The sequence below is a fragment of the Hyphobacterium sp. genome (assembly GCF_965217055.1).
Taxonomy (GTDB): Bacteria; Pseudomonadota; Alphaproteobacteria; order Caulobacterales; family Maricaulaceae; genus Hyphobacterium.
Genome location: NZ_OZ244227.1, coordinates 2231363 through 2249160 on the forward strand (window position 1 = coordinate 2231363; position 17798 = coordinate 2249160).

22 protein-coding genes are annotated in these 17798 nt (G+C 61.8%); 12 read left to right on the forward strand and 10 right to left on the reverse strand.

Features of this window, described 5'->3' with window-relative positions; genetic code table 11:
* Positions 1 to 13: 13 nt before the first annotated feature.
* Positions 14 to 403 (reverse strand): NUDIX hydrolase, encoded by a 390-nt coding sequence (locus tag ACOOFN_RS11045; protein WP_420431421.1) that lies wholly within the window; start codon positions 401 to 403, stop codon positions 14 to 16.
* On the opposite strand from ACOOFN_RS11045, the gene ACOOFN_RS11050 reads away from it, so the two are divergent.
* Positions 402 to 1070, forward strand: coding sequence for an SOS response-associated peptidase (locus ACOOFN_RS11050; RefSeq protein ID WP_420431423.1), 669 nt, complete (start codon positions 402 to 404; stop codon positions 1068 to 1070). The two genes, ACOOFN_RS11045 and ACOOFN_RS11050, sit on opposite strands and share 2 nt — an antisense overlap.
* Here the strand turns inward: ACOOFN_RS11050 and ACOOFN_RS11055 are convergent.
* The 8 genes from ACOOFN_RS11055 to ACOOFN_RS11090 are packed head-to-tail and all read right to left on the reverse strand — an operon-like array spanning position 1067 to position 7917.
* On the reverse strand, positions 1067 to 2116 hold the full coding sequence (locus ACOOFN_RS11055) for a patatin-like phospholipase family protein (protein WP_420431425.1): 1050 nt from the start codon (positions 2114 to 2116) through the stop codon (positions 1067 to 1069). The genes ACOOFN_RS11050 and ACOOFN_RS11055 overlap by 4 nt on opposite strands.
* Positions 2073 to 2873: a 3-hydroxybutyrate dehydrogenase gene (locus ACOOFN_RS11060; RefSeq protein ID WP_420431427.1), complete on the reverse strand. Its 801-nt coding sequence runs from the start codon at positions 2871 to 2873 to the stop codon at positions 2073 to 2075. Before ACOOFN_RS11060 ends, ACOOFN_RS11055 begins: the two co-directional genes overlap by 44 nt.
* A 52-nt stretch (positions 2874 to 2925) precedes the next feature.
* On the reverse strand, positions 2926 to 3717 hold the full coding sequence (gene yaaA, locus ACOOFN_RS11065; protein WP_420431429.1) for a peroxide stress protein YaaA: 792 nt from the start codon (positions 3715 to 3717) through the stop codon (positions 2926 to 2928).
* A 56-nt stretch (positions 3718 to 3773) separates the two neighbouring features.
* On the reverse strand, positions 3774 to 5180 hold the full coding sequence (locus tag ACOOFN_RS11070; protein ID WP_420431431.1) for an FAD-binding oxidoreductase: 1407 nt from the start codon (positions 5178 to 5180) through the stop codon (positions 3774 to 3776).
* Positions 5177 to 6130 (reverse strand): L-threonylcarbamoyladenylate synthase, encoded by a 954-nt coding sequence (locus tag ACOOFN_RS11075; RefSeq protein WP_420431433.1) that lies wholly within the window; start codon positions 6128 to 6130, stop codon positions 5177 to 5179. The genes ACOOFN_RS11070 and ACOOFN_RS11075 overlap by 4 nt, the downstream gene beginning before the upstream one ends.
* Before the next feature lie 41 nt (positions 6131 to 6171).
* Positions 6172 to 6726 (reverse strand): YceI family protein, encoded by a 555-nt coding sequence (locus tag ACOOFN_RS11080; protein WP_420431435.1) that lies wholly within the window; start codon positions 6724 to 6726, stop codon positions 6172 to 6174.
* Between the two features lie 3 nt (positions 6727 to 6729).
* Positions 6730 to 7314: a cytochrome b gene (locus ACOOFN_RS11085; RefSeq protein ID WP_420431437.1), complete on the reverse strand. Its 585-nt coding sequence runs from the start codon at positions 7312 to 7314 to the stop codon at positions 6730 to 6732.
* Positions 7315 to 7317: 3 nt separating this feature from the next.
* Complete coding sequence (locus tag ACOOFN_RS11090; protein WP_420431439.1) at positions 7318 to 7917, reverse strand: YceI family protein; 600 nt, start codon at positions 7915 to 7917, stop codon at positions 7318 to 7320.
* Positions 7918 to 8011: 94 nt separating this feature from the next.
* Between ACOOFN_RS11090 and ACOOFN_RS11095 the strand changes: the two genes are divergently transcribed.
* Positions 8012 to 9793: an acyl-CoA dehydrogenase gene (locus ACOOFN_RS11095; protein WP_420431441.1), complete on the forward strand. Its 1782-nt coding sequence runs from the start codon at positions 8012 to 8014 to the stop codon at positions 9791 to 9793.
* Here ACOOFN_RS11095 and ACOOFN_RS11100 read toward each other — a convergent pair.
* The gene (locus ACOOFN_RS11100) at positions 9790 to 10137 is read right to left on the reverse strand and encodes a hypothetical protein (RefSeq protein ID WP_420431443.1); all 348 of its coding nucleotides are present in this window, start codon (positions 10135 to 10137) and stop codon (positions 9790 to 9792) included. The genes ACOOFN_RS11095 and ACOOFN_RS11100 overlap by 4 nt on opposite strands.
* A 131-nt stretch (positions 10138 to 10268) precedes the next feature.
* Here ACOOFN_RS11100 and ACOOFN_RS11105 point away from each other — a divergent pair, with 131 nt between their 5' ends.
* From ACOOFN_RS11105 to dxs, 10 genes are all read left to right on the forward strand, one after another.
* Positions 10269 to 10496 carry a hypothetical protein gene (locus tag ACOOFN_RS11105; RefSeq protein WP_420431445.1) on the forward strand — a complete coding sequence of 76 codons (228 nt, stop codon included), beginning with the start codon at positions 10269 to 10271 and terminating at the stop codon, positions 10494 to 10496.
* On the forward strand, positions 10493 to 10813 hold the full coding sequence (locus ACOOFN_RS11110; RefSeq protein WP_420431447.1) for a YbjQ family protein: 321 nt from the start codon (positions 10493 to 10495) through the stop codon (positions 10811 to 10813). The genes ACOOFN_RS11105 and ACOOFN_RS11110 overlap by 4 nt, the downstream gene beginning before the upstream one ends.
* Positions 10813 to 11595, forward strand: a complete 783-nt coding sequence (lepB, locus tag ACOOFN_RS11115) for a signal peptidase I (protein ID WP_420431449.1) — start codon at positions 10813 to 10815, stop codon at positions 11593 to 11595. The genes ACOOFN_RS11110 and lepB overlap by 1 nt, the downstream gene beginning before the upstream one ends.
* A 21-nt stretch (positions 11596 to 11616) precedes the next feature.
* Positions 11617 to 12489 carry an SDR family oxidoreductase gene (locus ACOOFN_RS11120; RefSeq protein WP_420431451.1) on the forward strand — a complete coding sequence of 291 codons (873 nt, stop codon included), beginning with the start codon at positions 11617 to 11619 and terminating at the stop codon, positions 12487 to 12489.
* Between the two features lie 133 nt (positions 12490 to 12622).
* Positions 12623 to 13027: an SET domain-containing protein gene (locus ACOOFN_RS11125; protein ID WP_420431453.1), complete on the forward strand. Its 405-nt coding sequence runs from the start codon at positions 12623 to 12625 to the stop codon at positions 13025 to 13027.
* Positions 13028 to 13067: 40 nt separating this feature from the next.
* Positions 13068 to 14006: a histone deacetylase family protein gene (locus ACOOFN_RS11130; RefSeq protein WP_420431455.1), complete on the forward strand. Its 939-nt coding sequence runs from the start codon at positions 13068 to 13070 to the stop codon at positions 14004 to 14006.
* A 44-nt stretch (positions 14007 to 14050) separates the two neighbouring features.
* Positions 14051 to 14644: a histidine phosphatase family protein gene (locus ACOOFN_RS11135; protein WP_420431457.1), complete on the forward strand. Its 594-nt coding sequence runs from the start codon at positions 14051 to 14053 to the stop codon at positions 14642 to 14644.
* A gap of 64 nt (positions 14645 to 14708) precedes the next feature.
* Positions 14709 to 14954 (forward strand): exodeoxyribonuclease VII small subunit, encoded by a 246-nt coding sequence (locus tag ACOOFN_RS11140; RefSeq protein ID WP_420431459.1) that lies wholly within the window; start codon positions 14709 to 14711, stop codon positions 14952 to 14954.
* An 18-nt stretch (positions 14955 to 14972) separates the two neighbouring features.
* A complete protein-coding gene (locus tag ACOOFN_RS11145) occupies positions 14973 to 15860 on the forward strand; it encodes a polyprenyl synthetase family protein (RefSeq protein ID WP_420431461.1) in 888 nt (295 codons plus the stop codon).
* 19 nt (positions 15861 to 15879) lie between these two features.
* Positions 15880 to 17796, forward strand: a complete 1917-nt coding sequence (gene dxs, locus ACOOFN_RS11150; protein WP_420431463.1) for a 1-deoxy-D-xylulose-5-phosphate synthase — start codon at positions 15880 to 15882, stop codon at positions 17794 to 17796.
* Positions 17797 to 17798: the final 2 nt, after the last annotated feature.

Sequence of the window (17798 nt, forward strand, 5' to 3'; positions counted from 1 at the left end):
ATTGGGGCGAGGTCTAGGCAGGCGCGATGACCTGCCGCGTACGGTCCCAGCTGACACGCTTCAGGGCTTCTTCCACCGGCACGAATTCCGCGGCCTCCGCATCGTCGGCAGCAACCGGATCACCACTGACCCATTCGGCTTCGAAATCGATCAGCACGTAATGCTTGTCCGCCATGACGGAATCGACGACGTCGATCAATCTGGTGATGCGGGCGTCGACGCCGGTCTCTTCCTTGAGCTCGCGCAATGCGGCCTCGCGGACGGTCTCGCCGAAATCCATCTTGCCGCCGGGGATCGACCAACGACCCTTGAGCGGTTCGCGGCCACGCTTGACCAGAAGCACGTCGTTGCCGCGGCGGCAGACGACGCCGACGCATGCAAGCGGTCGATTGGGTTCTGACATGGGACTCCTTGACGCTGGCAATCTGCGCGTAAAGCTAAAGCGAATTGCCGAGAAGGGCAGCCCCATGTGCGGACGCTATGACATCGAGGTCGACCCAAAGACCCTCAGCGAAATGCTCGGGCTCGACGTGCCCGATTTTGTGGCCGATTCCGATTTTTCTCCTGGCAATACCGGGCCGGTTATCGCGGTCGGCGCAGACGGCGAAACGCGCGTCGTTCTGATGCGCTGGGGGCTGGAACCCAGCTGGATGAAGGAGAAACCGAAACGGCCCATGTTCAATGCACGCTCGGAGACGGTTGCCGAGAAGCCGATGTTTCGCAGCGCTTTCAAGCGCAAGCGGGCGCTCGTGCCGGCGATGGCCTTTTATGAATGGACCGGCCAGCCAGGCGCCAAGACCAAGTGGCGCTTTTCGAAGCGAGACGGTTCGCTGCTGGTATTCGCCGGTCTCTGGGAAGCCCGTGATCGCGGAGATGGCGAAAAGCAGCTGACTTTCACAATCCTGACCACCACGCCGAATGCGGACGCGGAAGATTATCACGACCGCATGCCGGTCATTCTCGATGCGGCATCGCAAAAACACTGGCTCGATCCGGATGCCGATCCGCAATTCCTGCTCGAGATGACGACGCCCGCACCGGACGGCACGCTGACCGTCGAAGCCGCCTAGCTCCGGAGGAAATCGGCGTGCAGCTCGATGGTCGATCGCGTGCCGACATCGTCGGCGCAGCTTTCAAGCCAATCATGTGCGGCTTTTCGCCCTTCATCGCGTAGCGCCGTCAATGACGACCAGCGCGTGTCGTATTTTGAGTCACGGCGCAGATTGCGAACCGAATCGTCACCGCGGATCGCGTGAACCAGCATGTCGCGGAAATTGTCACGAACCTCGCCCTTGAGCTGGTCGTTGGCGATCAAATCCTTGACAAAGGCCAGGGCACGAAGCTCGGCAAGCAGCGAGGCATTGAAGGTGATCTCGTTGACACGGTTCATGATGTCTGCGGCGGATTTCGGCGTGTCTGCCCGCTCGATCGGATTGAGGTTCACGATCAGGATGTCGCGAGGCGTGTCTACGTAATAGAGGGGCCAGATCGCCGGATTTCCGGTGTATCCGCCATCCCAGTGGGGTTCGCCATTGATCTCCACGGCCTGGAAAAGGAAAGGAAGGCAGGCCGAAGCCAGCACTGAATCGACCGTGATGTCGGTGCCGCTGAACACGCGCGGCCGGCCGGTCTTGACCGATGTTGCGCAGATGAAGAGTTGCAGGTCCTTGCACGTCGGCAAAGCTTTGAAATCGACACAGTCGCGCAGGATATCGCGCAGCGGATTGTAATCGAACGGGTTGAGGTCGTAGGGGCTGGTGACTCGCGAGAGCGCATCCATGAATGGGAAGAAATGGCTGGCTGCTTCAGCTCCAGGGACGCTCGTCGGGTGAAATGCGGAGCCGGACCGTGACACTTTTCGCCAGAAGGATTCGAGCGCTTCGCGGCCGCCATCCGGGCCGTCGCGGCGGAGCCCGTCGGCGAAGACCACCGCGTTCATGGCGCCGGCACTGGTGGCTGTCATGGCTGTTGGCTGGATGCGACCATCTTCGGCCAGCTTGTCGAGCACACCCCAGGTAAATGCGCCATGCGCTCCGCCCCCTTGCAGGGCGAGCGAAACTGGCCGGGCCGGACTACTGGGCAGTCCAGCCGCCATCGACGGGGTAGGCCGCGCCATTGCAGGACGCGCCCGCATCCGAAACGAGGAAGGCAAGCAGTCCGGTCAGCTGGTCATACTCGACGAATCTCTTCGTCGGCTGCGCCTTCAGCATGACCTCCCTGACGACGTCTTCCTCGGACATGCCGCGCGCCTTGGCGGTGTCGGCAATCTGGCCGTCGACGAGTGGCGTGCGGACATAGCCTGGGCAGATTGCGTTCACCGTGATACCGGCGTCGGCGACTTCCAGGGCGACCGTCTTGGTGAGGCCCATGACGCCGTGCTTGGCCGCGACATAGGCGGCCTTGTAAGGCGAAGCCACCAGGCCGTGCGCGGACGAGATATTGACGATGCGGCCGCGCCCCTGCTTGCGCATGTGCGGGACAGCGGCCCTGATCGTGTGGAAGACGCTGGTGAGATTGATGGCAAGGATCGCATCCCACTTTTCCGGCGGGAAATCCTCGATCTTCGAGACGTGCTGGATACCGGCATTGTTGACGAGGATGTCGATGCGCCCGAATTCGCGAATGGCAAACTCGACCAGATCTACGCTCTCCGCGGCATTCAGCATGTTGGCGGCGTGATAGCGCGCCTCGACGCCATGGCGCTCGGAAATCCGGGTCCGGAGCGCTTCGATCTCGCTGGAATCGCCAAGTCCGTTCAGGACAATGTGTGCCCCTGCAGCAGCCAGGCTCTCTGCCATGGCTGCGCCGATTCCACTGGTCGAGCCCGTGATGACGGCAACCTGACCTTCGAGATTGGCAGAATTCGTACTCATGCCGGTGCGGTTAGCAGATTATGTTGCAATGCACCATATCCCGCTTCAGGGTTCACGCGGCCTTGCGGACCGATTTTGGAGCCGGCTGTGGACGCTTGAATTCCAGGCGTCCGTCGCTGGATGCTGACGGGTCGAAACTGTAGCCCTCGACATCGAAGCGCGTGAGGTCAGCTGGGTCGGTGATCCGGTTCTCGACTATCCAGCGGGCCATGAGGCCGCGCGCGAGCTTGGTGAACATGAAGAGCGGCCGCGATTTGCCGTCCTTTTCCTCCTTAAATGCGACATCGATGATGCGCGCGTTCAGGGTTTTCCGGTCCACGGCCTTGAAATATTCGTTTGAAGCGAGGTTGAGCACTGTGTCCGAACCGACGCTCTCCAGCGAGTGATTGAGCGTTCGGGCGATGTCGGAGCCCCAGAAATCGTAAAGTGTCTCGCCTTTGCGCGTGTGCAGCTTGGTGCCCATTTCCAGCCGGTAGGGCTGGATCCGGTCGAGGGGGCGGAGCACACCATAAAGACCGGACAGGACTCGCAAATGATCCTGCGCCCAATCCAATTCGTCTGCTTCCAGGCTATCGGCCTGGAATCCTCGATAGACATCGCCGGCAAAAGTCAGGAGTGCCGCCTTGCCAGTCTTGTTCTCGGGGTCGAACGCCTTGAAGCGTTCATAGTTCAGCTGCGCGAGCTCGTCCGACAAGTCCATCATCTGCTTGATTTTCTGACGCGTCAGATTGCGTGTCGTCTTCGACAGGATGGCCGTGCGGTCCAGCAATTCGGGCTGGGTCAGCGGCGGCGAGGATACCTCGTCGAAATTCATCAGTTTGGCGGGCGACAACAAAACGAGCATGGCAACCTCCTGCAACTGATCTAGGCGGATTGCCGGCGCATTTAAAGTGCTGCCGGTCAGCGCGGCGGGATCAGCACCCGCGGATTCATCAAGCCCTTCGGGTCGAGCGCCGTCTTGACCGTGCGCATCATCTCGACATCCAGTGGCCGTCGCTCTGCGAGGTCGCCAGCTTTCAGAGTTCCCACGCCATGTTCGGCGGCAATGGAGCCGCCATAGCTCTGGACCAGGTCGTAAATGGCTGTCGTCGCAGGCTCGCATGCTTCCAGGAAGTCATCTTCCGCGCCAGCATCGCGGTGCGCGACGTTGAAATGGACATTGCCGTCGCCGACATGACCGAACGCAATCACCTCGGCGTTTGCGACCAGGCGTCTCGATGCATTTGTGGCTTCCTCGATGAATGCGGCGATCCGAGATACCGGAATCGAAACGTCGTGCTTGGCCGCCTTGCCGTGTGCTTTCTCGGCTTCCGCGATGGGTTCACGCAGCTGCCAGAGCGCCTGCGCCTGGGCGTCGCTTTCGGCGATCATGGCGTCTGCGACCAGACCGGCTTCCAGGGCGTGTTCAAGCGTCGCCTCCATTGCCGCGCGTCCTTCGCCGATGCGGCCGGCACCGATTTCGATGAGGGCATACCAGGGGTGGGCTTCCGCGAGCGGATCGCGGGTATTGGGGATGTGCTCAAGCACAAGATCGAGCGCATTGCGGGGGATGAGTTCCAGCGCTGACAGCGCCCCGCCTGACGCCGTCTTGGCCATGCCGAGCAATTCGACTGCGGCCGCAGGCGAGGAAATGCCGGCGAAAGCGACTGTCGTTTCGGCGGGGCGCGGAAACAGTTTCAGCGTTGCGGCGGTCACGATGCCGAGCGTGCCTTCGGCGCCGATGAAAAGCTGCTTCAGATCGTACCCGGAATTGTCCTTGCGCAGGCCGCGCAATCCATTCCAGATCCGGCCGTCGGGCAAAACGGCTTCGATCCCGAGGACAAGGTCGCGCATCATGCCATAGCGCAGCACATGCACGCCGCCGGCATTCGTTGATATCAACCCGCCAATGCTGGCCGACCCTTGCGAGCCGAGGCTCAAGGGAAACAGGCGGTCGTGATCGGCGGCAGCCTGTTGGACGGTTTCGAGAATGCATCCGGCCTCGACAGTAATGGAATCATTGGCCGGATCGGTTTCCCTGATCGTCCGCATCCGCGAGAGGGATATCAACACCTCGCCGTTCGGAATCGATCCGCCGACAAGTCCGGTATTGCCGCCCTGTGGCGTGACCGCGACATTCGCTGCGGCGCAAATCTTCATGATTTCCGACACTTCGGCTGACGCAGCGGGCTTCAGCAGGATCGGTGTTTCACCCTGCCAGCGGCCCCGCCAGTCGCGAGTATGCGGCGCCAGCTCATGCGGATCCTCGCTCCAGCCCCTGGGACCGAGCGCGTGCTTGAGTGCATCGAGGGTTTCCGGCTTGATCATGTCGTGTCCCGTGGCGCGGCGGCGCGTTGCAGCCGGTCATTGATGGCCTCGCCAAGACCTATATCCGGAATGGGCGCCACGGCAATGCACGACGCGCCTTCGGCATCAAGCTGGCGCAGAAACGCGAACAGATTTGCCGCAGCCTGTCTGAGATCGCCTGTCGGCGACAGGCTGAGCTCGGCAGGAAATTCGGGTCCGAAGCCGATATAGGCTTCGCCTGGGCGCGGCGTGCCGGCATTGAGCCGCAAGAGTGCCTGCGGGGCGTAATGGCTGGTCAGCATGCCCGGCGAGGTTTTGGGTGCGCCGGCCTCGGGAGCCTTCAGCGGGCCCGTGACAGCCTCGATCTCAGCGCGCTCCAGCCCGCCTTTGCGCAACAGCAATGGCGTATCGCCATCAAAGGCGATGACCGTCGATTCGACACCCACAGGGCAAGCGCCGCCGTCGAGCACCATTTCGACCTGCTTGCCGAGGCCGTCGATCACGTGACGCGCCGTGGTCGGGCTGACGCCGCCGGAAGGATTGGCGCTTGGCGCGACGAGCGGCCGCCCCGTGGCCACGATCAGGGCGTGGGCAACAGAGTGAGCGGGACAGCGCACGGCGAGGGTGTCGAGGCCGGCGCTGGCGAGTTCACTGACCCGGCAATGCTGTTGCCGCGGCAGGACCAGGGTGAGCGGACCAGGCCAATACTCAGCCGCCAGGCGCTCCGCCACAGGATTGAAGACGACAAGGCTCTTTGCCATCGCGAGGTCGGCGACATGGGTGATCAGCGGGTTGAAGCTTGGCCGGCGCTTGGCCTCGTATATGCGTGCAACAGCTTCGCCATCGGTTGCGTCCGCAGCGAGGCCATAAACGGTTTCCGTCGGCATACCGACCAGGCCGCCGGCGCGCAGACGATCCGCTGCGCGCTGGATGGCGTCGCTTGTTGGCGGGTGGATGTCTGCAATCGTCATGGGCGGAGCTAGCGCCGCAGCCCGATGCAGATCAAGTCCTGTCAGCGCGAAGCTTCGATATGGAGCTGCACGCGGACAGACCGCGCCGCGCTGCCCCAATTGCCGGCGCCGACCCCAAAATCGTCCCGGGCAATCTCGAGTTCACCGTCCGCAACGGCACGATTGCCAGAGATGAGCAGGCGAAACAGCAGTGCGGCAGGTTGTTCTGCATCACGGAGCGTCAACATGCCGTCGGCGCGATAGCAATCGCCTTCGCCCTCGGCGCAGTCGGACGCCGGACGGACATTTGTCGACGTGAAAACTGCAAAGGGATGATTTTCGGCATCCAGGCCGTCGCCACCGGTCATTTCCGAATTGTATTGCGGATTGCCGGTGTCGCCGCTTTCCACGTCGACGCGTCCTTCAATGCGGGCATTGGCGAGATCCGCCGGATCGAGGCGAATGTCGGCCTCGAAATTGGAAAAACTGCCCGTGACATCGCGACCGAACGCCTCGGTGACGAATTCAACCGAGCTCGCTTCCGGGTCGAGTTGCCAGTCGGACGCGGCAGCAGGCGCCGCGATCAGGGCGGCCAATCCAAGGGGGAGGAATTTCATGCGTCAGCCTCGGGGTCTAAGAATAATGATCATGCGCGAGAGCACGCCGTCGCGATCGACAAAGTGATGCTTCAATGCGGCAATGATATGGAGCCCCAACAAGACAAGAATTGCCCAGGCGCCTTTCGAATGCGCCCATCCGCTCGCCGCGTGGAGCGCCTCGCTTTCGCCGACGAGCGACGGGATGGGAAGAGCTTCCATGTTGAGCAGGTAACTCGGAAGTCCGGAAGCAGAGGCAGCAACCCACCCGCCAAGCGGCATGCCGATCATCACGGCATAGAAGGCCCAGTGCGTTGCGGTGGCCGCGAACTTTTCCCACCTTGCCATGCCTGCAGGCAGCGGCGGTGCCGGGTGTGTCAGACGCCAGACCAGCCGCACGACGCTAAGGACCAGGATCAACAGACCCACCGTCTTGTGCCAATTGAATAGCATCGCCACCTGCTGCGGATCGATCGACGGATCGCCGGCAAACAACGCTTCGCGCAGATCGTCTGCCTGCCAGCCGAAGAAGATCATGCCAACAATGAGAATCGCGATCAGCCAGTGCAACGAGATCGCGACGGTCGTGTAGCGGTTATTGGGTTCCAAGCGTCAATTCTCCTGTAGGAATTCCGCTTCGATCCGTATTCTCACCTCGTCACTCGCAATAGCGGACGGGATAAGCTGGCCGATGCCGAATTCACTCCTCGAAAGCACCATATCGGCTCCGAAACCGATCACATCCCTGTTTTCCAGAAAATTGAAGTTTCCGCCGTAGAACACAATCTCCATACGGACGGGTCGTGTGACGCCGCGGATGGTCAGAAATCCTTCGGCATGCCCTGTGGATTCGCCCGTGGTGACGATTTGCGTTGCTTCGAAGACGATCTGGGGATGGCGCGCCGCCGAAAACCAGTTCTCGCCGCGCAGCGTTTCGTCGAACACCGTATTTCCCGTCGATACCGATGCCGCCTCGATGATCGCGGTGAGTTGGGTGGCTTCCGGGCGAAGCGGGTCGAAGGTGAGACTTGCGTCAATGTCATCGAATCTTGCCGTGTACCAGGCCAATCCGAAATGCCGCGATCGCCAGGTGACCGAGGCATGCAGCGGATCAATGCGCCAATCGCCGCTCGGCAATTCGCGCGGATCCTGCGTCGGCGCGCTGACGCAGGCGGTCAGCAGCATGAGCAGGGAGAGCAGAAAATAACGCATCGCGCGACAGTTAACCCGAAATTCATGACATCCAAATGCTCGACGCCTTGAATTCGAACGCTATCTTGCGGAATGCCAGAACGGAGGACCGTAAATGTACCGCGCGCCGATTGATGATCTTCGCTTCACGCTTGAAGAAATTGCCGTCATGGACGGGCTGAAAGCAACGGGCGCTTTCCCGGACCTGTCCTCGGACCTCACGGCTGCCATCCTGGAAGAGGCCGGAAAATTCGCGAATGACGAGCTGGCACCGCTTAACCGCCCGGGCGACATGGCGGGCTGCCAGCTGGACAATGGCGTCGTAACCACGCCGCCGGGCATCAAGGAAGTTTACGCCAAGTTCGTCGAAGGCGGCTGGCAGGGTCTGCAGTTTCCGGCAGAGCATGGCGGTATGGGCCTGCCCCGTGCGCTCGGCGCTGCCGTGATGGAAACCCTGCAATCCGCCAACATGGCTTTCAGCCTGGGCCCGATGCTGACCCTTGGGACGATCGAGGCGCTGATCGCCCGCGGGTCGGAAGCGCAGAAGGCGATGTATCTGCCGAAGCTGATGACCGGCGAGTGGTCAGCCACGATGCAGTTGACCGAACCACAGGCGGGATCGGACGTCGGTGCGCTGCGGACCAAGGCCGAGCCCAACGGTGATGGCAGCTGGTCTATCAGCGGCCAGAAAATTTTCATCACCTGGGGCGAGCACGATTGCGCTGAAAATATTGTTCATTGCGTGTTGGCGCGGACGCCGGACGGTCCCGCGGGAACCAAAGGCATCTCGCTCTTCCTGATTCCGAAATTCCTGGTCAACGAAGACGGTTCGCTCGGCGAGCGCAATGCGATCAAGGCGATCGGGCTCGAGCACAAGATGGGCATTCACGGAAGCCCGACCTGCGTGATGGAAATGTCGGGTGCCACGGGCTGGCTGATCGGTGAGGAATTCGGCGGCATGGCAGCCATGTTTATCATGATGAATGCCGCACGCCTGGCCGTCGGCGTCCAGGGCGTGGGTATCGCCGAACGCGCCTACCAGCAGGCACTGGCTTACGCGCTTGATCGGAAGCAGGGCCGCGCGCCCTGCGCCGGGGGCGAACCGCCACACGCCATCATTCACCATCCCGATGTTCGCAACATGCTGACTGGCATGAAGGCGAAAATCGAAGCAGCACGCGCAATTTGCTATGTGTGCGCCGTGGCGGCAGACGAGGCGGAATTCGAAGAGGACGAAGAAGACCGGGCCTTCGCCAAACGGCGCGAGGAATTGCTGACGCCGATCGCGAAAGCCTGGTCTACCGACATGGGAGTCGAGGTCGCTTCGCTCGGGATCCAGGTGCATGGCGGCATGGGTTTCATCGAGGAGACCGGCGCGGCCCAGCATTATCGCGACGCGCGCATTGCGCCGATCTATGAAGGTACGAACGGCATCCAGGCGATCGACCTGGTCGGTCGGAAACTGTCGATGGCCGGCGGCGCCCCGTTGCGCGAATTGCTGGAGGATATCCGTCAAACGGTCGAGGATTGCTCGACGTCGTCCAACCCGGAATTGCCGAAGCTGGCGAAACGGCTGAGACTGGCCGCCGACGCGCTTGAATCGGCTGCAAGCTGGCTGACGGCGCCGGGCCGCGACCGGTCGGACATGCTGGCCGGAGCGACGGCATTCCAGACGCTGGCCGGCGATGTTACCGGCGGCTGGTTGTTGTGCGTCGGTGCGGTTTCGGCCCAGCGGCGGCTGAAAACCGGTGAAGGCGACCCGGCGTTTGCGGAAGGCAAGATCCTCCTGGCCCGGCATTTCGCGGAGACGGTATTGTCACGGGCACCAGCGGCGCTCGCGGGTATACAGGCCGGCGCAGCGTTGTTGGCTGACGAAGTGGCGCTGAACGCCTCCTAGACCCAGAATGTCGAGGGATCGGGGTTGGGCCGTCCGTCAACAAGACGGATCAGTCCGACGACCGCCCGTATGATGACCCAGAGCGACCAGAGCAGCCAGATCGCGAATGCGACCGGCAGCAGGATGACGGTCAGTGCACAGGCCAGCGCTATCAGCAGCAAGACGATTGCGTAGACCAGTGTGCGCAGCTGAAAAGCGTAGTGAGTTGCCAGCCATTCCGGTGCCTTGTCATACCGGAGCCAGGCAATCACCGCGGCGATCAACATGGTGACGAAACCCGCGGGTCCGACGAGGAACAGTACATAGCCGATTGCGGCCAGGATGCGTTCGTTAGATTCGTTCATGGTTTCGGCGGTGGGAGTTACGTTTTTCATTCTTGCCTCAATCGATCAGCATGCCTTGGCGGCTTGTATTCATGACGCGGTCACCGCACCATGAAATTATGGCCGGAAATGGCCGGGTTTGGACAATATAGATGCAGCGAATTCAGACACGATTGCGGTTGGGTTACGGTTTGGTGTTCGGCGGTGGCATTCTGCTCGCGCTGGCATTGCTGATCGATGCGATCGTCGGCGTGACCCTGCCTTTTCCATTGTCCTTGTTCTGGCTGGTTCTAAGCATGATTCCGGCGGCCGGTCTCTCGATCATCTTCCTGACGGCCGTGCAGGAACGCAAGCCGGTACAATTGGAGGAAGCGCAATGACGCTGCCGGTGACCATGGCGCATGACATTCCCGGCCGTGAAATCGGCGAAGTGATCGGGATCACCCGCGGAAGCGTCGTCAAGGCGCGTTTTTTCGTCCGCGATATCTTTGCATCCTTGCGCAATCTGATCGGCGGCGAAGTCAACGAGTATTCGGAGCTGCTGGAAGAATCGCGGGCGGAGGCTTTCCGGCGCATGCTGGCGCATGCTCATAGCCTTGGCGCGGACGCGATCATCAGCTTTCGTTTTTCGACCTCGACCATTATGGAAGGGTCCTCTGAAATCCTGGCTTACGGAACGGCGGTAAAGTTCAAGTGATGTCGATTATCAAACGCATGGCCGGAAACGCGGCCGGTGAGGTCGTGGATACGGTCCGGTTTTTTGCCGGGGTGGCGGGAGTCTGGCTGGTCATCATCACTTTCCTGTTCGCGCCTTTCCACATCCCGTCCGAGAGCATGCAGCCTTCGCTGGAGGTCGGCGACCGGGTGCTGGTGTCGAAATGGGCCTACGGATATTCGCGTCACTCCCTGCCGCTTGGCCTGGGATATTTTGTGCCCGACAGCGTCGATCTCCGCGTATTTCCGCGGACGCCAGAGCGAGGCGATGTCGTTGTCTTCAGGACGCCGGCGCAACGCCGAAATCTGATCAAGCGTGTCATCGGCCTGCCGGGTGACATTGTCGAAGTGCGCGAAGGCCGTCTTTTCATCAATGGGGAGATCGTCGAGCGCGAACCTATTGCCCAGCGCACCTACCGTCCGCACTCGCGACCGAATCGCACTGTGAATGTGACCGCCTATATCGAGACGCTGCCGGGCGGCGTCGAGCATCCGATTTACGAGCAGTCCGATTTCGAGGCGCTGGACAATGCCGGCCCGTTCCGCGTGCCTGCGGATTCAGTGTTCGTGATGGGCGACAATCGTGACAGCTCGACCGATAGCCGCGTGCCGCCCAATCCGCGCAGCCCCGCGAATGGCGGCCCCGGTTATATCCGGCTCACCGAGGTGGTGGGTCGCGCGGAGACGGTCATGTTCACATTCAAGCGCTGCCGCGAGGAGGAAGGACTCTACTGTCCGACCGGCCGCGTCTGGCGGGGGTTGTAGCCAGTCACTGGGGAGGGTGCGATGTCGCTCGAAGGAAAGACGCTTTTCATTACCGGCGCGAGCCGCGGTATCGGCCTCGCCATTGCCGAGCGCTGTGCGCGGGATGGCGCCAACATCGTTGTCGCCGCGAAGACCGCGGAACCTCATCCGAAACTCGAAGGTACGATCTACACCGCAGCCGATGAAATCGAGAAGGCGGGCGGCAAGGCATTGCCGCTGGTCGTCGACATCCGTGATGAATCCAATGTCGAGGAGGCTGTCGCCAAGGCGGCTGACCATTTTGGCGCCATCGATGCGGTCATCAATAATGCTTCCGCGATTTTCCCTCTGAACACGAAGGACACGCCGATCAAGCGATGGGACCTGATGCATCAGGTCAATGCGCGCGGGACCTATCTGGTGACCCAAAAATGCCTGCCGCATCTGGAAAACGCGGAGAACCCGCACATCCTCGCGCTGTCGCCGCCACTCGACATGGACGTCAAATGGTTCGCGCCACATGTGGCCTATTCCAGCGCGAAGTTCGGCATGAGCCTCTGCATTCTCGGCTGGTCGGGCGAGTTCAAGGGCAAGATCGGCGCGAATGCGATCTGGCCGCGCACGGCGGTCGCGACGGCGGCGATTGCCAACGTGTTGGCGGGGGAAGACGCGTTCAAGAATTGCCGCAAGCCGGAAATTCTCGCGGAAACCGCCTACCGAGTGCTTGAAAAGCCGGCCGCCGAGTTCACCGGAAACTTTCTCATTGATGACAGTTTCCTGGTGTCTGAAGGCGTCACGGATCTCGAGCAATTTGCGGTCTCGCCAGGCGAAGAATTGCTGCCGGATTTCTTTGTGCCGAGCGATCCACCGGCACCAGACGGCGTGAAGATCATCGATATCCAGCTGACGCACTGACGGCCGTCGAAAAATGTGAATTGCGTTTTTCGAGAAAGCAGCATTATAGGCGTTGGAGCGTCGTACTCTGCGGGCCGAAAACCCGCCTGAACCACATGTCCTGTCGACGCAGGCATTGGACGTTCATCAAGTCATGCTGCTCATTGATACTTTCGCCGGCCCCAGCGCTATCGAGGGCGTTGGCGTCTTTGCTGCCGAGCCCGTCACGCAAGGCCATCGGGTCTGGACACTGGACCTGCGCATCGACCGCGTTATCGCGCGCGACGAGTTGGATACCGCGGCGCCGCTCTTCCGGCAGTTCGTCGAACGCTATGCCTATTTTGATGCCTCGCTGGGCGGCTTCCTGCTCGACGGCGATCACTCGCGCTTTCTCAATCACAGCGAGGAATCGTGCATCGAGTTTCGCGCCGATGGTGACGGTTATGCGCGCCGCGATATCCGGGCCGGTGAGGAATTGACCTGCAATTATGCCGAGTTCATGCCGTCGCTGGTGATATTGCCGTCGCGGGTCAGCACTTTCAGCGCGCCGCGGAACTGACGGCTTGGCGAGGCTCGCGGCCGCGGGTTAGACCTGCGGCATGAAGACCGTAATCCTGTCATCAGATGCCGGTTTCGAACACCGTTTGCCGCCGCCGCATCCGGAACATCCCGCGCGCCTGCGCGCCGTGATGGATGCGTTTGCCGACACGCCGGCGCTGGCCTCGATCGAGCGGGTTGAAGCCCGGCGCGCCAGCCGCGAAGAAATTGCCCGGGTTCATGCGCCAGAGCATATCGATCTGGTTTTTGAAGGCGAACCGGCGGACCATGAGGCCTTCAACGGCTTTGACTTCGATACCTTCATGTCGCGCGGGTCACTGGAAGCGGCGCTGCGCGGCGCCGGTGCTGCCGTTCAGGCTGTCGATCTGGTCATGGCGGGTGACGCCGAAGCGGCGTTCTGCGCCACCCGGCCGCCAGGCCATCACGCAGAGCGGCATCGGCCGATGGGGTTCTGCCTGTTCAACAATATCGCGATTGCGGCCCTGCATGTGCTGGACGCGCACGGCCTGTCGCGGGTCGCGATCATCGATATCGACGTGCACCATGGGAACGGGTCGCAGGATGTGGCGGAGCACGAGCCACGCCTGGTTTTCGGGTCGCTGCATGAATCCCCGCTCTATCCCGGCAGCGGGCACGAGAACGAGACCGGCCTGAACGGTAATGTCATCAATGTCACGCTGCCAGCCGGCACCGGCGGACCGGTTTGGCGCGACCGGTTGGCGCATGACATCATCGCGCCGATCGACGCTCTGCAACCTGAATTCATTCTGGTATCGGCGGGATTCGACGGCCACCGGGCGGACCCGCTTGCCAATGTACAGCTGGACGAAGGCGATTTCGCCTACGCGGCCGCTTTGCTCGCCGACTTTTCGCGGCGGTCAGCGTCTTCGCGGCTTGTCTGTTGTCTGGAGGGCGGTTACGAACTGGGCGCGCTGGGGCGATCCGCTGCAGCCTTTGTCGAAACCTTGGCGGCACGTTAGGGGACTTGTCGTCATTGTCCTGTTCGCCCCGTTCTGCGGAACCCATGCCTAATTCGCGCTCCCAGACAGCGGCCTCTTCCGGCCCGATCACGATCGCCCGCCACGGACGGCCCGATGCAGACCGCACGGTGCGTATCGACTGGCAAGGCTATGAGCATTGGTGGAAAGGCTATGACGCCGCCGGTCTGGCGCCGGGGCAGCAACCGCCGGACAAGCTGGTCGAGGCCGCCGCGAAGGCCGAAGTCGTGTTCTCAAGCACATTGCCCCGCGCCATCGAAACGGCCCGCGCAGCAGCACCGGATCGCGATCTGGTGATTGATGCCGATTTCGTCGAAGCGCCGCTGCCGCCGCCGCAAATGTCGGGAACGCTGAAACCGGGTACCTGGGGCGTCTATGCGCGGATCTTCTGGTGGATGGGTTATGCGCGCGGACTCGAAACCCGGCGGGAGGCCGAGTTGCGGGCCGAGCGGGCGGCCGACAAGCTGGTGATAGCAGCGCAACGGGGTCCCGTTGTCCTGTGTGCCCACGGCTGGTTCAATCGGATGCTGCGCCCGGCGCTTCGCCGGCGCGGTTGGAAATGCGTGCACGATGGCGGCGACACCTACTGGTCAAGCCGGACCTATGAGCGTATCCGCTAGCCGCAACGAATTGCGGCGCCCTTTAGCTTTCCGTAGTGTGCTGGACTGAAATCAGGAGACTGTCTTGTCTGACGAATCCCCGACCCTCGCCGACATGAGTTTTGAGGCCGCGCTTGCCGAGCTCGAGAGCATCGTGCAGCAGCTGGAATCCGGCGATGTCGGGCTCGAGAAGTCAATCGCGATCTACGAACGCGGCGCGGCGCTGAAGGCGCATTGCGAAAAGAAACTGCGGGAAGCCGAATTGAAGGTCGAGAAGATCGTGCTGGACGACAAGGGACAGGCGCGAACGGAAGACGCCGACCTCGGCTGACACGAAAGGCCGGCCTGCATGGATGATTTCCGATTACTGCTGGCAGAAACCGCCGACCGGGTCACGGTGGCCATGGATGCCCTGTTGCCGCGATCGACCGGGCCGGAAGCACCGGTTCTGTCGGCGATGCGCTACGCGGCACTGGGTCCCGGCAAGCGATTGCGGCCGTTCATCGCGATCGAGGCCGGGCGCATGGTCGGCGCCGGAGAAAAGGGATTGTTGAGGGTCGCCACTGCGATCGAGTGCATCCACGCCTACTCGCTGATCCACGACGATCTGCCGTGCATGGACGATGATGATGTTCGACGCGGCCGTCCCACTGTTCACCGCGAATACGACGAGGCAACGGCCGTGCTGGCGGGCGATGCCCTGCAGACCTTCGCCTTTGAACTGTTGGCGAGTCCTGACACAGACTTGAGTGCCACCAAACGGCTCGAACTCATTTCGAGATTGGCGCAGGCTGCCGGCGCTCGCGGCATGGTTGGCGGGCAGATGATCGACATGCATGCCGAGCGAATGGATGCCGACATCAATGTCATCACCCGCATGCAACGGATGAAAACCGGCGCACTGATCGCGTTCGCGGCGGAAGCGGGGGCCATCCTGGCCGGTGCCCCTGGCGATGTAAGGCGGGCCCTGGAAGGATTTGCCCACGACATCGGCTTGGCGTTCCAGATCCGAGACGATCTGCTTGATGCAGAGGGCAATGCCGCGGAAGCCGGCAAGGCTGTCGGCAAAGACGAAAACCAAGGCAAGGCCACTTTTGTGACAATTCTTGGCCTCGAAGGTGCGCGAGACCGGGCGCGTCGTCTTGCCGCGCAAGCGAAGGATCACCTTGATCCTTTCGGTGAAAGTGCAAAGCTTCTAAGAAGTGCGGCGGACTATGTGCTTGAACGGCGCTCGTAGGAAATGAAAGCGAAAGCCGATGGCTGCCAATACTCCCATACTCGACGGCGTCAATTCGCCCTCCGACCTCAAGGGAATGAAGCTGGAAACGCTTCGGCAACTCGCCGACGACGTGCGCACCGAGACTATTGATGCGGTGTCAACGACCGGGGGACATCTCGGCGCCGGGCTGGGTGTCGTTGAGCTGACCGTCGCATTGCACCATGTCTTCGATACGCCAAATGACATCGTGATCTGGGATGTCGGCCACCAGTGCTATCCGCACAAGATACTGACCGGTCGCCGCGACCGGATCCGCACGCTGCGTCAGGGCGGCGGTCTTTCCGGCTTCACAAAGCGCGCCGAAAGCGAATACGACGCGTTCGGTGCGGCGCATGCCTCGACATCGATTTCCGCAGCGCTCGGCTTCAGCGTGGCGCGCGATCTCAAAGACGAGGATCATAGCGTAATCGCCGTGATCGGCGACGGCGCGATGTCCGCCGGCATGGCCTATGAAGCGATGAACAATGCCGGTGCGCTAGGCAAGCGCATGGTTGTGATCCTCAACGACAATGACATGTCGATCGCGCCGCCGGTCGGGGCGATGAGCCATTATTTCGCGAAACTCGTCTCGTCGCGCGGCTACCGGTCATTCCGGAAAGTCGGCAAGGCCGTTGCGAAGGCCGTCGGGCTGGAGAAGACCATCCGCAAGGCCGAGGAATATGCGCACGGGATGGCCGTCGGTGGCACGCTTTTCGAGGAGATGGGATTTTACTATGTCGGACCGATTGACGGTCACGACATGGAGGCGCTGACCCAGGTTCTGAAGAATGTGAAGGAATTCGACCGGGGCCCGGTCCTGGTTCATGTCGTGACCCAGAAGGGAAAGGGCTATGCGCCGGCCGAAGAGTCCGACGACAAGTATCACGGCGTGGCAAAGTTCAACGTGATCACCGGCGAGCAGAAGAAATCGCCCGGTGGCCCCCCCAGCTATACGAAGGTATTTGCCCAATCGCTGATCCGCGAGGCCGAGAAGGACGACCGCATCTGCGCGATTACGGCTGCAATGCCGGGCGGGACCGGACTCGACCTGTTCGGGGACGTCTTTCCGGACCGCACGTTCGATGTCGGGATTGCCGAACAGCATGCCGTGACGTTCGCTGGCGGTCTGGCCGCCGCCGGCATGAAACCGTTTGCCGCGATTTATTCGACTTTCCTGCAGCGTGGCTATGACCAGGTCGTGCACGATGTCGCGATCCAGAACCTGCCGGTCCGGTTCGCGATCGACCGGGCAGGCCTGGTAGGTGCTGATGGCGCAACCCATGCCGGCTCGTTCGATATCGGCTATCTCGGCGCATTGCCGGGCTTCGTGGTGATGGCCGCGTCCGACGAGGCCGAACTGGCGCGCATGGTGGCGACATCTGCCGAGATCGATGACCGGCCGAGCGCCTTTCGCTATCCGCGTGGTTCGGGTGTCGGCATGGAAATTCCAGCGATCGCCGAGCCGTTGGAAATCGGCAAGGGCCGGATCGTCCGTGAAGGATCGCGCATTGCTCTGGTCTCGCTGGGTGGCCGATTGCAGCAATCTCTCAAGGCTGCCGACGAGCTCGCAGCACGCGGATTGTCCACGACGGTGGTGGATGCCCGGTTTGCCAAACCGCTGGATGAAGACCTGCTGATGCGGCTCGCGCGCGAGCACGAAGTGCTGATCACGATCGAAGAAGGCGCCCGAGGCGGTTTCGGCGCGTTCGTGCTGCACCTGTTTGCAGAGCGCGGTGTGCTCGACAGCGGGCTGAAGATCTGGACGATGACATTGCCCGACATTTTCCAGGACCAGGACACGCCGGATGCGATGTATGACGAAGCCGGCCTCAACACGCCGCACATCGTCGCCTGCGCACTCGACGCGCTCGGGCGCAACGAGGAAGCCGCCGCCGTGATCGGTGCGGCGCAATAAGC

Excerpts from the sequence above, each read along its gene's own strand:
- ACOOFN_RS11050 (WP_420431423.1), top strand. The coding sequence starts at position 402 with ATGGGACTCCTTGACGCTGGCAATCTGCGCGTAAAGCTAAAGCGAATT.
- ACOOFN_RS11045 (WP_420431421.1), bottom strand. The coding sequence starts at position 403 with ATGTCAGAACCCAATCGACCGCTTGCATGCGTCGGCGTCGTCTGCCGC.
- ACOOFN_RS11055 (WP_420431425.1), bottom strand. The coding sequence starts at position 2,116 with ATGGCGCGGCCTACCCCGTCGATGGCGGCTGGACTGCCCAGTAGTCCG.
- ACOOFN_RS11060 (WP_420431427.1), bottom strand. The coding sequence starts at position 2,873 with ATGAGTACGAATTCTGCCAATCTCGAAGGTCAGGTTGCCGTCATCACG.
- yaaA (WP_420431429.1), bottom strand. The coding sequence starts at position 3,717 with ATGCTCGTTTTGTTGTCGCCCGCCAAACTGATGAATTTCGACGAGGTA.
- ACOOFN_RS11070 (WP_420431431.1), bottom strand. The coding sequence starts at position 5,180 with ATGATCAAGCCGGAAACCCTCGATGCACTCAAGCACGCGCTCGGTCCC.
- ACOOFN_RS11075 (WP_420431433.1), bottom strand. The coding sequence starts at position 6,130 with ATGACGATTGCAGACATCCACCCGCCAACAAGCGACGCCATCCAGCGC.
- ACOOFN_RS11080 (WP_420431435.1), bottom strand. The coding sequence starts at position 6,726 with ATGAAATTCCTCCCCCTTGGATTGGCCGCCCTGATCGCGGCGCCTGCT.
- ACOOFN_RS11090 (WP_420431439.1), bottom strand. The coding sequence starts at position 7,917 with ATGCGTTATTTTCTGCTCTCCCTGCTCATGCTGCTGACCGCCTGCGTC.
- ACOOFN_RS11095 (WP_420431441.1), top strand. The coding sequence starts at position 8,012 with ATGTACCGCGCGCCGATTGATGATCTTCGCTTCACGCTTGAAGAAATT.
- ACOOFN_RS11100 (WP_420431443.1), bottom strand. The coding sequence starts at position 10,137 with ATGAACGAATCTAACGAACGCATCCTGGCCGCAATCGGCTATGTACTG.
- ACOOFN_RS11105 (WP_420431445.1), top strand. The coding sequence starts at position 10,269 with ATGCAGCGAATTCAGACACGATTGCGGTTGGGTTACGGTTTGGTGTTC.
- ACOOFN_RS11110 (WP_420431447.1), top strand. The coding sequence starts at position 10,493 with ATGACGCTGCCGGTGACCATGGCGCATGACATTCCCGGCCGTGAAATC.
- lepB (WP_420431449.1), top strand. The coding sequence starts at position 10,813 with ATGTCGATTATCAAACGCATGGCCGGAAACGCGGCCGGTGAGGTCGTG.
- ACOOFN_RS11120 (WP_420431451.1), top strand. The coding sequence starts at position 11,617 with ATGTCGCTCGAAGGAAAGACGCTTTTCATTACCGGCGCGAGCCGCGGT.
- ACOOFN_RS11125 (WP_420431453.1), top strand. The coding sequence starts at position 12,623 with ATGCTGCTCATTGATACTTTCGCCGGCCCCAGCGCTATCGAGGGCGTT.
- ACOOFN_RS11130 (WP_420431455.1), top strand. The coding sequence starts at position 13,068 with ATGAAGACCGTAATCCTGTCATCAGATGCCGGTTTCGAACACCGTTTG.
- ACOOFN_RS11135 (WP_420431457.1), top strand. The coding sequence starts at position 14,051 with ATGCCTAATTCGCGCTCCCAGACAGCGGCCTCTTCCGGCCCGATCACG.
- ACOOFN_RS11145 (WP_420431461.1), top strand. The coding sequence starts at position 14,973 with ATGGATGATTTCCGATTACTGCTGGCAGAAACCGCCGACCGGGTCACG.
- dxs (WP_420431463.1), top strand. The coding sequence starts at position 15,880 with ATGGCTGCCAATACTCCCATACTCGACGGCGTCAATTCGCCCTCCGAC.